The sequence below is a fragment of the Klebsiella sp. SYXHC3 genome, from assembly GCF_057196925.1.
This window is the reverse complement of sequence record NZ_JBXUNG010000009.1, coordinates 86,715-101,696: the sequence shown is the minus strand read 5'-3', so window position 1 is coordinate 101,696 and position 14,982 is coordinate 86,715. Positions and strand designations below refer to the sequence as shown.

General features: G+C 59.0%; 16 protein-coding genes. 13 read left to right on the top strand and 3 right to left on the bottom strand.

Going from position 1 to position 14,982, the window contains the following annotated elements:
• The first annotated feature begins 168 nt into the window (after positions 1-168).
• Positions 169-1,107 carry a transcriptional regulator MelR gene (gene melR / locus AC2CGP_RS19685; RefSeq protein WP_032715623.1) on the top strand — a complete coding sequence of 313 codons (939 nt, stop codon included), beginning with the start codon at positions 169-171 and terminating at the stop codon, positions 1,105-1,107.
• Positions 1,108-1,157: 50 nt separating this feature from the next.
• On the opposite strand, the gene proP is transcribed toward melR, so the two are convergent.
• Complete coding sequence (gene proP, locus AC2CGP_RS19680) at positions 1,158-2,660, bottom strand: glycine betaine/L-proline transporter ProP (RefSeq protein WP_020079848.1); 1,503 nt, start codon at positions 2,658-2,660, stop codon at positions 1,158-1,160.
• Between the two features lie 534 nt (positions 2,661-3,194).
• Between proP and AC2CGP_RS19675 the strand changes: the two genes are divergently transcribed.
• From AC2CGP_RS19675 to phnP, 12 genes are all read left to right on the top strand, one after another.
• On the top strand, positions 3,195-3,530 hold the full coding sequence (locus AC2CGP_RS19675; RefSeq protein WP_015368693.1) for a zinc ribbon domain-containing protein YjdM: 336 nt from the start codon (positions 3,195-3,197) through the stop codon (positions 3,528-3,530).
• Positions 3,531-3,814: 284 nt separating this feature from the next.
• Positions 3,815-4,249 carry a VOC family metalloprotein YjdN gene (yjdN, locus tag AC2CGP_RS19670; protein ID WP_015368694.1) on the top strand — a complete coding sequence of 145 codons (435 nt, stop codon included), beginning with the start codon at positions 3,815-3,817 and terminating at the stop codon, positions 4,247-4,249.
• 156 nt (positions 4,250-4,405) lie between these two features.
• A complete protein-coding gene (gene phnF, locus AC2CGP_RS19665) occupies positions 4,406-5,131 on the top strand; it encodes a phosphonate metabolism transcriptional regulator PhnF (protein WP_117025830.1) in 726 nt (241 codons plus the stop codon).
• The gene (phnG, locus tag AC2CGP_RS19660; RefSeq protein ID WP_047058432.1) at positions 5,132-5,584 is read left to right on the top strand and encodes a phosphonate C-P lyase system protein PhnG; all 453 of its coding nucleotides are present in this window, start codon (positions 5,132-5,134) and stop codon (positions 5,582-5,584) included. It begins immediately after the preceding gene.
• The gene (phnH, locus tag AC2CGP_RS19655) at positions 5,581-6,165 is read left to right on the top strand and encodes a phosphonate C-P lyase system protein PhnH (protein WP_015368697.1); all 585 of its coding nucleotides are present in this window, start codon (positions 5,581-5,583) and stop codon (positions 6,163-6,165) included. The genes phnG and phnH overlap by 4 nt, the downstream gene beginning before the upstream one ends.
• Positions 6,166-7,230: a carbon-phosphorus lyase complex subunit gene (locus AC2CGP_RS19650; RefSeq protein ID WP_315712196.1), complete on the top strand. Its 1,065-nt coding sequence runs from the start codon at positions 6,166-6,168 to the stop codon at positions 7,228-7,230.
• A complete protein-coding gene (locus AC2CGP_RS19645) occupies positions 7,223-8,071 on the top strand; it encodes an alpha-D-ribose 1-methylphosphonate 5-phosphate C-P-lyase PhnJ (RefSeq protein ID WP_475702415.1) in 849 nt (282 codons plus the stop codon). The genes AC2CGP_RS19650 and AC2CGP_RS19645 overlap by 8 nt, the downstream gene beginning before the upstream one ends.
• Positions 8,068-8,826: a phosphonate C-P lyase system protein PhnK gene (gene phnK, locus AC2CGP_RS19640; RefSeq protein WP_475702416.1), complete on the top strand. Its 759-nt coding sequence runs from the start codon at positions 8,068-8,070 to the stop codon at positions 8,824-8,826. Before AC2CGP_RS19645 ends, phnK begins: the two co-directional genes overlap by 4 nt.
• A 108-nt stretch (positions 8,827-8,934) precedes the next feature.
• Positions 8,935-9,615, top strand: coding sequence for a phosphonate C-P lyase system protein PhnL (gene phnL, locus AC2CGP_RS19635; RefSeq protein ID WP_045396513.1), 681 nt, complete (start codon positions 8,935-8,937; stop codon positions 9,613-9,615).
• A complete protein-coding gene (gene phnM, locus AC2CGP_RS19630; protein ID WP_414466242.1) occupies positions 9,612-10,748 on the top strand; it encodes an alpha-D-ribose 1-methylphosphonate 5-triphosphate diphosphatase in 1,137 nt (378 codons plus the stop codon). Before phnL ends, phnM begins: the two co-directional genes overlap by 4 nt.
• Positions 10,748-11,311 carry a ribose 1,5-bisphosphokinase gene (gene phnN, locus AC2CGP_RS19625; protein ID WP_047064255.1) on the top strand — a complete coding sequence of 188 codons (564 nt, stop codon included), beginning with the start codon at positions 10,748-10,750 and terminating at the stop codon, positions 11,309-11,311. The genes phnM and phnN overlap by 1 nt, the downstream gene beginning before the upstream one ends.
• Positions 11,312-11,326: 15 nt before the next feature.
• On the top strand, positions 11,327-12,085 hold the full coding sequence (gene phnP, locus AC2CGP_RS19620; RefSeq protein WP_047053285.1) for a phosphonate metabolism protein PhnP: 759 nt from the start codon (positions 11,327-11,329) through the stop codon (positions 12,083-12,085).
• Positions 12,086-12,107: 22 nt separating this feature from the next.
• Here the strand turns inward: phnP and yjdP are convergent, their stop codons facing one another.
• Both yjdP and AC2CGP_RS19610 read right to left on the bottom strand, forming a co-directional pair.
• A complete protein-coding gene (gene yjdP, locus AC2CGP_RS19615) occupies positions 12,108-12,461 on the bottom strand; it encodes a DDRRRQL repeat protein YjdP (RefSeq protein ID WP_015368705.1) in 354 nt (117 codons plus the stop codon).
• 70 nt (positions 12,462-12,531) lie between these two features.
• Positions 12,532-14,817 (bottom strand): ATP-binding protein, encoded by a 2,286-nt coding sequence (locus AC2CGP_RS19610; RefSeq protein WP_484502444.1) that lies wholly within the window; start codon positions 14,815-14,817, stop codon positions 12,532-12,534.
• Between the last annotated feature and the right edge of the window lie 165 nt (positions 14,818-14,982).

Below are 14,982 nucleotides of genomic sequence, written 5' to 3'. Positions count from 1 at the left end.
CACCGGAGCATTCCCGGAAACTCAGATCGGCCATTGAACGCCACAAAATCTGAGTTTTTGGGAATAGATCGGCTTAAAAGGAGAGAAAACGGGCCGATGATTCCGCTAAGCTGTAATCAGTTCAGGCTAAAAACGCAGCCACTCTGACGATCCAGGAATCCGCCCATGATGGAACACCGCTTCACTTCCCTGCCCCCCGACCCGCACATGTGCAGCAGCGATGAAAAGCAGAGCCGCAGCCCGCTGGCGCTCTATTCCGAGTATCAGCGCATGGATATCGAACTGCGCCCCCCGCACGCCATGGCCACCAGCCACTGGCACGGCCAGGTAGAGGTCAACGTGCCGTTCGACGGCGACGTGGAGTATTTGATTAACAATGAAGTGGTGCGCATTGAGAAAGGCTATATCACCCTGTTTTGGGCCTGTACGCCGCATCAGTTGACCCGCCCCGGCGACTGCCAGCAGATGGCGATATTCAACCTGCCGATGCATCTGTTTCTGTCGTGGCCGCTGGATCGCGAACTGATAAACCACGTCACCCACGGGATGGTGATTAAATCTCTCGCCGCCCAGCAGTTAAGCGCTTTTGAAGTGCGCCGTTGGCAGCAGGAGTTGAATCACGAGAATGAACAGATTCGCCAGTTGGCGATCGATGAAATCGCCCTGATGCTCAAGCGGCTGAGCCTCGCCGGCTGGCAGCCGATTCTGGTCAATAAGACCTCGCGCACGCACAAGAACAGCGTCTCGCGCCACGCACAATTTTACGTTAGCCAGATGCTGGAATTTATCGCCGCCCATTATGACCAGGCGCTGACCGTCGATGCCGTCGCCGAGCACGTTAAACTCAACCCGAACTACGCGATGGGCGTTTTTCAGCGGGTGATGCAGCAGACCATGAAGCAGTACATTACCGCCATGCGCATCAATCACGTGCGCGCGCTGCTGAGCGATACCGATAAGACCATTCTTGATATCGCCCTCACCGCCGGGTTCCGCTCCAGCAGCCGCTTCTACAGTACCTTTACCCGCTATGTCGGCATGCCGCCGCAGCAGTACCGTAAATTGAGCCAGCAGCGCCGCCACAGCCTCGCGTCGCCGCAGCCATAAAAAATGCCGCCGGGGTCTCCCACGGCGGCATTTTTCACAGCTTAAAACGGTTAGTCGTTGATACGTGGATGCTGCTGTACCAGACGGGCGCGTTTTTCCTGCAGGTCGGCGATTTCCTGATCGATATCTTCGATTTTATGTTCGATGTTATCGTAGTGCTCGCCCAGAATTTCTTTCGCTTCCTGGATATCGGACGCCGCCGGTGTCGCCCCTTTCAGCGGACGGTTAGCGGTCTCTTTCATCGACAGGCCGGTAATCAGGCCAATCACCGCAATCACCATCAGATAGTAAGCCGGCATCATCAGGTTCTGGGTGGTTTCCACCAGCCATGCCGCCAGCGTCGGCGTCAGACCGGCGATCAGCACCGAGATGTTAAAGGCGCTGGCCAGGGCGCTGAAGCGGATGTGGGTCGGGAACATCGCCGGCAGCGATGAGGCCATCACGCCGATAAAGCAGTTCAGCACCACCGCCAGCAGCAGCAGACCGGCGAAGATCAGGCCAATCACGTTACTGTTAATCATGATAAAGGCCGGGATAGACAGCGTGAACAGCGCGACGCTACCCACCAGGATAAACGGACGGCGGCCAAAACGGTCGCTCAGCATGCCGATAACCGGCTGGACAAACAGCATGCCGACCATGATGGCGATAATAATCAGTACGCCGTGATCTTCCGAGTAGTGCAGGTTATGCGACAGGTAGCTCGGCATGTAGGTCAACAGCATGTAATAGGTCACGTTGGTGGAAATCACCAGACCAATACAGGTCAGCAGGCTGCGCCAGTGCTTGGTGGCAATCTCTTTAAAGGAGACCTTCGGACCTTCCTGCAGACCTTCGCGGTCGCCCTGTTCAAGGGTATCCACGTGCTGCTGGAACGCCGGCGTCTCTTCCAGCGCGTGACGCAGGTACAAGCCGATAATCCCTAGCGGCAGCGCCAGGAAGAACGGGATACGCCAGCCCCAGTCGAGGAAGTTCTCTTCACCCACGACGCTGGAAATCAGTACCACCACACCTGCGCCCATTACGAAGCCGGCAATCGAACCGAAGTCCAGCCAGCTGCCCATAAACCCGCGTTTACGGTCAGGCGAGTATTCGGCTACGAAGATCGACGCCCCGGTATATTCGCCGCCCACCGAGAAGCCCTGCGCCATTTTACACAGCAGCAGCAGAATCGGCGCCCAGATACCAATGGTGGCATACGACGGAATAAGACCGATACAGAATGTACTTATCGACATGATAACGATGGTGATCGCTAAGATTTTTTGTCGACCGTATTTATCGCCGAGCATCCCGAAGAACAGGCCGCCGAGCGGACGAATCAAGAAAGGAACCGAGAAAGTACCGAGCGCGGCAATCATCTGCACGCTGGGATCGGCATCGGGGAAGAAGACTTTACCAAGGGCATAAGCCACAAAACCATACACACCGAAATCGAACCACTCCATCGCATTACCGAGCGAGGCCGCGGTGATGGCTTTTCGCAACTTACCATCATCGATGATGGTGACATCCCTAAGCGTAATCGGCTTTATTTTTTTCCTTTTAAGCATACTTTTCCTCTGTGCTATCGCCTTGAGCGCACGACTCCTCGCCAAATGACGAGGTCATTCGCGACGTACGTTGGGAGCGGCGAAGTGCTGTGCTCCACATTTCAAGCGTAGCAGGTTTGCCTGCACTGTCTTTCTGACAGAGTGTACAACCGAACCTGTTGACGCCTGCTCTGGCCTTAAATTAATAATTCACTTACCAAATAAGCAGTGACGAATTTACTTACATCCCTTTTTACCCTACCAGCGTTTAAATTTGGGATCAACTTCACGAAAAATTCGCCCAGCTTAATTACAGAGCCAAATAAAATGAATAAGTTCAATCTCTGTTTCGCCGCCGATGTTTATTTATGGACTTTATTAACGCCTGTTTTTCAGCATATTCTCCGTAAAGCCAAAATAATTACCCTGCGTTATTTCCTGGAAAAAATACCCGACAAAAGTGCGGGATTGCGCTATAATCAGCCGCACTTTCGGCTCACAGCCGCTATTTAACGGACCAACGTCCTGTTTTTCCCAGTAATCACGAGGAACGCCATGCAACTTCCACACTGCCCAAAATGCCATTCTGAATACACATATGAAGATAACGGCATGTACATCTGCCCGGAATGCGCCCACGAGTGGAACAATGCCGAGCCGGCCGATGACGCCGACGCGCTGATCGTAAAAGACGCTAACGGCAACTTACTTGCCGATGGCGACAGCGTGACCGTGGTGAAAGATCTGAAGGTAAAAGGCAGCTCTTCCATGCTGAAAATCGGCACCAAAGTGAAGAATATCCGTCTGGTCGAAGGCGATCACAACATCGACTGCAAAATTGACGGTTTTGGCCCGATGAAGCTGAAATCTGAATTCGTCAAAAAGAACTAATTAATTTTTTTTGCGCCAGCGTCATTATTTTTCCGGCGCTGGCGGCAACCTCGCCGGCACGTCCGAATATCAGCGGCGGATCGCGGCGAAATTATTTTGCTAATTTCGCGAAAATTATTCCCGAAATCTCCAGGCCGAACCGCGCGATCAATTCTCATTTCGTCTCTGCCTTCCCGCCACGCGGCGACGCATTTTCAGAAAAATTCACCCCGTTTTGCCGCCTGGCTTCTTTTGCCCGTCACCAACTACGCTTTAGGGGTCATTGGTTATCTGAGGTCATGGTTATGTCCCTGAGTCCTTACATTGCTTTTAGCGGCAACTGCGCTGCCGCCATCGCCTTCTATCAGCAGGCGCTGGCGGCGCAGCTTATCCACCAAATCACCTACGGCGAAATGCCGCAGAGCGCCCAAGATGCCGAAGATGGTTGCGCCTCCGGGCAACATCTTGCCGCCGACTGCATCGCCCACGCCAGCCTGCAGGTCGCCGACAGTATTTTGATGTTGAGCGATAGCCCCAGTAGCGACATGGAACATTACGCGGGATTCGTCCTCGTGCTGGAGCCGAAAGATATTGCTGAAGGCAAACACTGGTTTGAGGCGCTGGCCGATGGCGGGCGCATCGAAATGGCATGGCAGGAGACCTTCTGGGCCCACGGTTTCGGCAAAGTGGTCGATCGTTTCGGCGTGCCGTGGATGGTTAACGTCGTCAAACAACCCTAATCTTCTCTCCAGGGCGGCTTCTCCGCCCTGTCATCTCACCGGCATTAACTCTTCATCCTGCGGTCATCGTGACTTAACAGGAATGTAACAAAAACGCGTCAGTATCGGCCCACGCTCAACGGGGAACCCCAAGGTACTTAGTGAGGCTCGATAACCATGTACTTATCCAGACATCCGACCAGTTACCCCACCCGGTATCAGGAAATTGCCGCCAGGCTTGAACAGGAGCTGCGCCATCACTATCGCTGCGGCGACTATTTGCCTGCGGAACAACAGCTGGCGGCGCGCTTTGAAGTTAACCGCCACACCCTACGCCGCGCCATCGATCAGCTGGTGGAACGCGGATGGGTCCAGCGCCGCCAGGGCGTCGGCGTACTGGTATTGATGCGCCCCATCGACTACCCGCTCAACGCCCAGGCGCGTTTTAGCCAGAATCTGCTGGAACAAGGCAGCCACCCGACCAGCGAGAAACTGCTGTCGGTGCTGCGCCCGGCCAGCAGCCACGTTGCCGAAGCCTTTGGCATCGCCGAAGGCGAAACCGTCATTCATCTGCGCACCCTGCGCCGGGTTAACGGCGTGGCGCTGTGTTTGATTGACCACTACTTCGCCGACCTGCGCTTCTGGCCGGTGCTGCAAACCTTCACCCATGGCTCGCTACACGACCTGCTGCACGACCAACTCGCCATCGAACTGACCCGTGTACGCACCAAAATCAGCGCCCGCCGCGCGCAGGCGAAAGAGAGCAAGCTGCTGGAAATCCCCAATATGGCGCCACTGCTGTGCGTACGCACGCTCAATAGCCGCGAGGGCGAGACAGTCACGACGGAGTACTCCGTCAGCCTGACCCGCGCCGACATGATTGAATTCACCATGGAGCACTGAATGCACTTCGATACCGCCACCCGCCAGCGTTGGATGTCCGTGCTGGCCCACAGTGAACCGCAGGACCTTCTGGCGCGCATGCAATCGCTGCGGCTGGCGCCGGAGTATGAATTAATTCGTGCCCCGGAAACCGGGCTGGTACAGCTCCAGGCGCGTATGGGCGGCATCGGCGATCGTTTCTTTGCCGGTGACGCCACTCTGACCCGCGCCGCCGTACGCCTGGCCGATGGCACCCTCGGCTACAGCTGGATTCTGGGCCGCGACCGCCCCCACGCCGAACGCTGCGCGGCGATCGATGGCCTGCTGCAATCGCCTCACTATTTTCACACCTTAATGGAAACCCTCATTACCCCGCTGGAAGCACAACGCAGCACGCGCCTCGACGCCCGCCGTGCCGAAGTCAACGCCAGCCGGGTCGACTTCTTTACTCTGGTTCGCGGAGATAACGCATGACATTACAAACCGCCTTTACCCTACCGGTGCAGGATGCCCAACACAGTTTCCGCCGCCTGCTGAAAGCAATGAGCGAGCCGGGAGTGATTGTCTCTCTGCAGCAGCTTCAGCACGGCTGGCAGCCATTGAATATCGCCTCCACCAGCTTGCTGCTGACCCTGGCCGATCACGACACCCCGGTATGGATGGCCGCCGCGCTGCATAACGATCTGGTCAGCCAAAATCTGCGCTTCCATACCGGCGCGACGCTGGTGGAACAGCCGCAGCAGGCGGTATTTGCCGTCGCCTGCGACACCATCAGCGCCGAACAGCTTAATGTACTTTCCGCCGGTACCGTGGCGGCGCCGGAAACCGGCGTCACGCTGATTGTTCAACTAGCCAGCCTGAGCGGCGGACGCATGCTGCGCCTGACCGGCGCGGGCATTGCCGAGGAGCGAATGATCGCCCCACAGCTGCCGGACTGCATCATCGACGAATTAACCGAACGCCCGCACCCGTTCCCGCTGGGCATTGACCTGATCCTGACCTGCGGCGAGCGCCTGCTGGCTATCCCGCGTACCACCCACGTGGAGGTGTGCTAAATGTATGTTGCCGTCAAAGGCGGCGAGAAGGCGATTAGCGCCGCTCACGCCTTGCAAGAGCAGAAACGACGGGGCGATGGACGGCTTCCCGAACTGAGCGTTGACCAGATAAGCGAACAGCTCAGCCTGGCGGTGGACCGGGTGATGACCGAAGGCGGTATTGCCGACCGCGAACTGGCGGCGCTGGCGCTGAAGCAGGCCAGCGGCGATAACGTCGAAGCCATTTTCCTGCTGCGCGCCTACCGCACCACCCTGCCGCGGCTGGCGGTCAGCGAACCGGTTGATACCGCTGGAATGCGCCTCGAGCGCCGCATCTCCGCGGTGTACAAAGATATCCCAGGCGGCCAGCTGCTGGGCCCCACTTACGACTATACCCACCGCCTGCTCGATTTTACCCTGCTGGCCAACGGCGAACCGCCGTCGGTGCAGAAAGCCGGTAGCGAAACGCCGCCGACGCCGCACGTCTTCAACCTGCTGGCGCAGCAGGGGCTGGCCAAAGCGGAAGCGGACTGCGGCGCGCCGCCTGACGATATCACCCGCACCCCGCCGGTCTATCCCTGCTCGCGCTCCTCGCGGCTGCAGCAGCTGGTACGCGGCGATGAAGGCTATCTGCTGGCGCTGGCCTACTCGACCCAGCGCGGCTATGGCCGCAATCACCCGTTTGCCGGCGAGATCCGCAGCGGCTACGTGCAGGTGGAAATCGTGCCGGAAGAGTTGGGTTTTAGCGTCAATATTGGCGAGCTGCTGCTGACCGAATGCGAAATGGTCAACGGCTTTGTCGATCCAGAGGATGAGCCGCCGCACTTCACCCGCGGCTACGGCCTGACGTTTGGCATGAGCGAGCGTAAAGCGATGGCCATGGCGCTGGTCGACCGTGCCCTTCAGGCGCCGGAATACGGCGAAGAGATAAGCGGACCGGCCCAGGACGAAGAGTTCGTGCTGGCGCACGCCGATAACGTTGAAGCCGCCGGTTTCGTCTCGCATCTGAAACTGCCGCACTATGTCGATTTCCAGGCCGAACTGGCGCTGTTGAAACGCCTGCAACGGGAGAACGAACGTGGCTAACCCACTGACTGGCTATAACTTTGCTTATCTTGATGAGCAAACCAAGCGCATGATCCGCCGGGCGATACTGAAAGCGGTGGCCATTCCCGGCTATCAGGTGCCCTTCGGCGGCCGCGAAATGCCGATGCCCTACGGTTGGGGTACCGGCGGGATCCAACTGACCGCCAGCGTTATCGGCGAGAACGACGTACTGAAGGTCATCGATCAGGGCGCCGATGACACCACCAACGCGGTGTCGATCCGCCAGTTCTTTAAACGCGTAACCGGTGTCGCCACCACCGAACGCACCGAAGACGCCACCCTGATCCAGACCCGCCATCGGATCCCGGAAACGCCGCTGGTGGAAGATCAGATCCTGATCTATCAGGTGCCGATCCCGGAGCCGCTGCGTTTTATCGAACCGCGTGAAACCGAAACCCGCACCATGCACGCGCTGGAAGAGTACGGCGTAATGCAGGTGAAGCTGTATGAGGATATCGCCCGCTTCGGCCACATCGCCACCACCTACGCCTATCCGGTGAAGGTGAACGGCCGCTACGTGATGGACCCTTCGCCGATCCCGAAATTCGATAACCCCAAAATGCACATGATGCCGGCGCTGCAGCTGTTCGGCGCCGGGCGCGAAAAGCGTATCTACGCGGTGCCGCCCTATACCGCAGTCGAAAGCCTCGATTTCGACGATCATCCGTTTAGCGTGCAGGAGTGGGATGAACCCTGCGCCATTTGCGGTTCGCATCACAGCTATCTTGACGAAGTGGTGCTGGATGACAGCGGCCAGCGGATATTTGTCTGCTCCGATACCGATTATTGCCGCCAACAGAGCGAGGCGCAGAAAAAATGAGCCAGCCGTTACTTGCAGTCAATCACCTGACCCATCTCTATGCGCCGGGCAAAGGTTTTAGCGATGTCTCTTTCGAGCTGTGGCCGGGCGAAGTGCTCGGTATCGTCGGCGAATCCGGCTCCGGTAAAACCACGCTGCTGAAAGCGATTTCCGCTCGTCTGGTGCCGCAACAGGGTGAAGTGCGGTATCAACAGCGCTCGCTGTACGCCATGAGCGAAGCCGAACGCCGCCGCCTGCTACGCACCGAATGGGGCGTTGTGCATCAGCACCCGATGGACGGCCTGCGTCGCCAGGTCTCGGCGGGCGGCAACATCGGCGAACGGCTGATGGCGACCGGCGCCCGCCACTACGGCGACATTCGCGCCACCGCCGAACGCTGGCTGCAGGAGGTGGAGATCCCGCCTTCCCGCATCGACGACCTGCCGACCACCTTTTCCGGCGGTATGCAGCAGCGCTTGCAAATCGCCCGCAATCTCGTGACGCAGCCGAAACTGGTGTTTATGGATGAACCCACCGGCGGGCTGGACGTCTCGGTACAGGCGCGCCTGCTCGATCTCCTGCGCGGGCTGGTGGTGGAGCTGGGTCTGGCGGTGGTGATCGTCACCCACGATCTCGGCGTCGCTCGCCTGCTGGCGAACCGTCTGCTGGTGATGAAACAAGGACAGGTGGTGGAAAGTGGCTTAACCGACCGGGTGCTCGACGATCCGCACCATCCTTACACCCAACTGCTGGTGTCGTCGGTGTTGCAGAATTGATGCTGTCTTGCCGGATGGCGGCTGCGCCTTAATCCGGCCTACAGGTGCGTTATTCGTAGGCCGGGTAAGCGAAGCGCCACCCGGCACTCCAACCCCGAGAGGGCTAAAATGATCCGCGTTGAAAACATCCATAAAACCTTTGTTCTGCACCAACAGCACGGCGTGCGTCTGCCGGTGCTCGCCGACGCTTCGCTCTCCGTTAACGCCGGGGAGTGCGTGGTGCTGCACGGCCATTCCGGCAGCGGCAAATCGACGCTGCTGCGTTCGCTGTACGCTAACTATCTGCCGGACAGCGGTCATATTCATATCCGCCACGGCGACGAATGGGTGGATCTGGTGACCGCCACGCCGCGCAAGGTGCTGGAAGTGCGTAAAACCACCATCGGTTGGGTCAGCCAGTTTCTGCGGGTGATCCCGCGGATATCCGCGCTGGAAGTCGTCATGCAGCCGCTGCTTGAGCTCGGGACGCCGCGCGAAGAGAGCGCCGCTAAAGCCGCCCGTCTGCTGAGCCATCTCAACGTGCCGGAGCGTTTGTGGCATCTGGCGCCATCCACCTTTTCCGGCGGCGAACAGCAGCGGGTCAACATCGCCCGCGGTTTTGCGGTCGACTATCCGATTTTACTCCTTGATGAACCCACCGCCTCGCTGGATGCCAACAACAGCGCCGCGGTGGTGGCGCTGATCCAGCAGGCTAAAGCCCGCGGCGCGGCCATCGTCGGTATTTTCCATGATGAAACGGTACGCGGTCAGGTCGCCGACCGCCTGCACCCAATGGGTATCACAGTATGATAATCAATAACGTAAAGCTGGTACTGGAAGACGAAACCATCGACGGTTCGCTGGAAGTGCAGGAGGGGCGGATTTACGCCTTTGCCGAAAGCCAGAGCCGGCAGCCCGGCGCCCTCGATGGCGAAGGCGGCTGGCTGCTGCCGGGGCTTATCGAACTCCATACCGATAACCTGGATAAATTCTTCACCCCGCGGCCAAAGGTTGATTGGCCAGCACACTCGGCGATGAGCAGCCACGATGCTTTAATGGTCGCCAGCGGCATCACCACCGTACTCGACGCCGTGGCGATTGGCGACGTGCGCGACGGCGGCGACCGCCTTGAGAATCTGGAAAAGATGATCAACGCGGTGGAAGAAACGCAAAAACGCGGGCTTAACCGCGCCGAGCACCGCCTGCATCTGCGCTGTGAACTGCCGCACCACACCACTCTGCCGCTGTTTGAAAAGCTGGTCGACCGCGAGCCGGTCACTCTGGTGTCGCTGATGGACCATTCGCCGGGTCAACGCCAGTTCGCCAACCGCGAAAAATATCGCGAATATTATCAGGGCAAATATCAGCTCAGCGGCGAGCAGATGCAACGCTTCGAAGAGGAGCAAATGGCGCTGGCGGCGGCCTGGTCGCAGCCTAATCGCCAGGCTATCGCCGCGATGTGCCGGGAACGCCAAATCGCTCTCGCCAGCCACGACGACGCCACTCATGAACATGTCGCCGAATCCCACCAGCTTGGCAGCGTGATCGCCGAATTTCCTACCACGTTGGCCGCCGCGCAGGCTTCGCGCCAGCATGGAATGAATGTGTTGATGGGGGCGCCGAATATCGTGCGCGGCGGCTCGCATTCCGGCAATGTCGCCGCGCATCAACTAGCCGCCAGCGGCCTGTTAGATATTCTCTCTTCCGACTACTACCCCGCCAGCCTGCTTGATGCCGCTTTCCGTATCGCCGATAGCGACGACAACGCTTTCACGCTGGCGCAGGCTATCCGTCTGGTCAGCAAACATCCGGCGCAGGCGCTGGGTCTGCATGACCGCGGCGTCATCGCCGAAGGCAAACGCGCCGATCTGGTACTGGCGCACCGCCGCGGCGAGCACGTCCATATCGATCACGTCTGGCGTCAGGGAAAGAGGGTCTTTTAATGCCTGGAAAACTGATTTGGCTGGTCGGCCCTTCCGGGTCGGGAAAAGATAGTCTGCTGGCCGCGCTGCGCCAGCGTGAGCATCCGCAACTGCTGGTCGCGCATCGCTACATCACCCGCCCGCACCAGGCGGGCTGCGAGAACCATATTGCGCTGAGCGAGCATGAGTTTTTCACCCGCGCCGAGCGTAATCTTTTCGCGCTAAGCTGGCATGCCAACAATAATTACTATGGCGTCGGCATAGAGATCGACCTCTGGCTGCATGCCGGTTTTGATGTGGTCGCCAACGGCTCGCGCGCGCATCTGGCGCAGGCGCGGGAACGTTACGATGACGTGCTGGTACCGATTTGTCTCGAAGTCTCGCCATCGGTGTTGCGCCAGCGGCTTGAACAGCGCGGCCGGGAAAATGCCGTGGAAATCACCCAACGCCTGCAACGCGCCGCGCGCTATAAACCGGCCGATTGCCTGACGTTGAATAACGACGGCAGCCTTGGGCAATCGGTAGAGCGTTTCTTCCAGCTGTTGCGCCAGCACGCCGGACGTGAAGAGAATCAGCATGCCTGAGGGTAAGGTAATACGATGAGCCTGACGATCCGCCTGACCGGCACCGGCGGCGCCCAGCAGGTGCCGGTCTTCGGCTGCGACTGCGCCGCCTGCCAGCGCGCCCGCGTCGATGCACGCTATCGCCGCCGCCCCTGCAGCGCGGTGGTGCGCTTTAACCATGCGGTCACGCTGCTCGACGCCGGGCTGGCGGATCTGGCGGAACGCCAGCCCGCTGGCAGCTTCCAGCAGATTTTATTGACGCATTACCATATGGATCACGTGCAGGGGCTGTTCCCCCTGCGCTGGGGGGTGGGCGATCCGATTGCGGTGTACGGCCCGCCGGATGACATCGGCTGCGACGATCTGTTTAAACACCCCGGCATCCTCGATTTTAGCCACACCGTTATCCCCTTCACGATATTTGAATTACAGGGTCTACAGGTCACGCCGCTGCCGTTAATCCACTCGAAGCTGACCTACGGCTATCTGCTGGAGTCGGCGCACAGCCGGGTGGCCTGGCTTGCGGATACCGCCGGGCTACCGGAGAAGACGCTGAAGTTTTTACTTAATAATCAGCCGCAGGTGATTGTCATCGATTGCAGCCACGAGCCCAGAACAGAGACGCCGCGCAACCACAGCGACTTGAATACCGTGCGCGCGCTGAACCAGGTACTTGGCTGCCCGCGGGTGATCCTCACCCATATCAGCCATCAGTTCGACCGCTGGATGATGGATAACCCGCTGCCAAAAGGTTTCGAGGCGGGATACGACGGCATGGAGATCGTGCTGGAATAACCGGCGTCATGGCAATGGAAAATCAGTAATCGTCGTCGAGACGGCGCTGGTCGCTCTCCAGCTGGCGACGATCGCTATCAAGCTGGCGCTGGCGTTCATCCAGCTGGCGACGGCGGTCGTCAAGCTGGCGCTGGCGATCGTTATATTGCTGCTGGTTATCCCTACGCTGCTGGCGGCTGCCCTGATAGCTGCCGTCATCGTAGCGTCCGTCGTCATAGCGCCCGTCGTCGTCGTCGGAACGGCTGCTGCCCGGATTGTAGGCATCGTTGATGGCTTGCTGAATATTACCAATAGCGTCGTCAATAATATCGGCATGGGCCAGTTGGCTGCTCAGCGCCAGCGTGCAAAAAAACAGAGCGGTTGCGTAACGTTTCATCGTGGCCAGTCTCATCAGGGTACTGGTGGTACCTTAATCAACCCTATTTGCCACGTGTAGCGGAGGAATCTCAAATCCGCGCCATCGCCGCACGCAACGCCTGCGCCAGCTGCGTGCGGGTGAAAGGCTTGCGCAGTCGTTCAACCTCAGGCAACGCCGGATTATGCGCCGGGCGCAAATCCTGGCCGCTAATCAATAGCAGTGCCACCGCCAGGAAGCGGCGTTGCGCTTCGTGAATGACCTCGGCGCCGCTCAGCCCCCCAGGGAGCATTAAATCGCTAATCAACAACGCGATATCCCCGGAGGCCGCCAGCATCTGCAGCGCCTGCTCGCCGCTTTGCGCCTCCAACGTCAGCCAACCCAGCTGATGCAGCTGCTCGCATAGCGTCTGGCGCACATCGGCTTCATCCTCCAGCACCAGCGCCAGCTGCTCGCCGCTCACCATCGGTTCACTAACCAACGGCGTTCGTTCATCCTCCGCCGCTGCCGTGGCTCGCGGTAGCTGCAAACGAACGGTGGTGCCCTGCCCCGGCGCGCTTTCAATTGCCACACGCCCGCCCGACTGGCGCACAAAACCGTACACCATCGACAGCCCAAGACCGCTGCCGCTACCGGTCTGTTTGGTGGTAAAGAAGGGCTCGAAAACCTGCGCTTTTATCTCCTGCGACATGCCGCAGCCGTGGTCAATCACCTCCAGCGCCACCATATCCTGACGCCGTCCATCGCTACGGGTGACCCGCTGGTTCCAGGTTCGTAGCGCGATAACGCCTGACAGCCCCTCCATAGCGTCGCGGGCGTTCATCACCAGGTTGATAATCGCGTTTTCCAGTTGCCCGACATCGATCCACGCCGGCCAGGCAGGCGACTGCGCTTCTATTTCGAGACGCAACGATGCGGGGAGCGAATGACGCATCAGTTCGCAGACATTCTCCAGCAACGGCTGCAGCGCCACCGCCTGCGGGTTCAGCGCCTGTTTACGCGAAAAGGCCAGCAACCGCTGAGTAAGCAAGGCGCCGCGTTCGGCAGCCTTCAGCGCCCGCGATATCCGCGGCGCATCGCGCTCATCCGGCTGTACCAGTTCGAGGCTGCCGATAATCACCGCCAGCAGGTTGTTAAAATCGTGGGCCAGGCCGCCGGTAAGCTGGCCGACGGCTTTCATTTTTTGGCTATGCAGCAGCGCCTCCTCCAGCCCCTGTCGCTCAAGGCGGTCGATCTCCATCTGGGTGGTTTTCTCCCGCAGCAGGCGGGTGGTGTGTTCAAGGGAAGCGGTATTACGGGCGAAAACGTTAAAGGCGCGCGCCAGTTCGCCAAGCTCATCACGCCGTTGCAGGGCCGGAACCGTCACGTTCTGCTCGCCGTGCGCCAGCCGCGACATCGCGCCGGATATCGCGTTCAGATTGAGGCCAAGATTACGATAGATATACCAGCCAGCGCACCCGGTGATCGCCAGCGCCAGCAGCGCGGCCAGCAGGATAAACGTGCTGATGGAGCGCAACTGCTGGTGGCTTTGCGCCGCTCGCGCCTCCGAAGCTTGAGCGACTCTGGCAACATATTGATTAATATCGCCATTAAGCAGCGCAACCAGCGCTTTGATATGAAACATATACCAACCGATCGCCAGATCGCTCTCTTCAAGCTGCGCCGATAGCGGCGCCAGCCGCGCCAGTTCGGCGTTGAAATCCGGCAGGATAAACGCCAGCGCAGAATCGCTATCGTTGCGCGGTAAAAAGCGTCTGATGTCATCGAGCTGCAGGACGATCGAGCGCGGCGTCGCAGTGTGTATCGCGGCGACGATCAACCGGTCCATCTCGTTTAAACGCTGAGGATCGATCGCCGGTTTACCATCGCGATCGTTGAGATCCTGCAAATGGCGCAAATAGCTCTGGTTTTGATACAGCGCGCTCAGCAGTTCATTGCGCTGCAGATGGCGGCGTTGCCCGCGTTCCAGCATGCCGGCGACGCTCTGCTGCAGCTCGTTGCTACGGCGAATAATGCTCGCTACCAGCGCCAGTTCCTGCCGGGCTAACGGCGCCGAGGCCAACTGGCCCAACGAATGCTTCAGCGCCTGTTGGGTTTCCAGCAGCCGTTGCGCTTCGCTTTTATACTCCAGCGCGCCAACCACCTGCGACAACCGCACCGCCGCGGTGGCGACGTTAGCGGTATCACGCGCCAGATTCATACTGCCGTTCATGTCGCTAAGCGTTTGCAGCTGCACCTGCTCCTGCAACTGACTGGCATGGCGAAAACCGAAAATCGCCACTCCGGCGACCATTAATGTCACCGCCACCATCAACAAGTTAAATGACAGCAGGCGACCGCGGGCGCTAACGAAAAAGTACGGATGGCGAGAAGGCATGGCGACTCCGGTCAGGCGTTTTCTCCCATCATTCCCGGACTGTCGCCGAAGGTGAAGAAAATTTCTTGGCGTAATTGTGATCTGCATTAACTATTCAAAAATATGACAATTATGAATGGCCGATGACATCACTCATTTACGTTGCGGTGATGAAGTGCCGACATC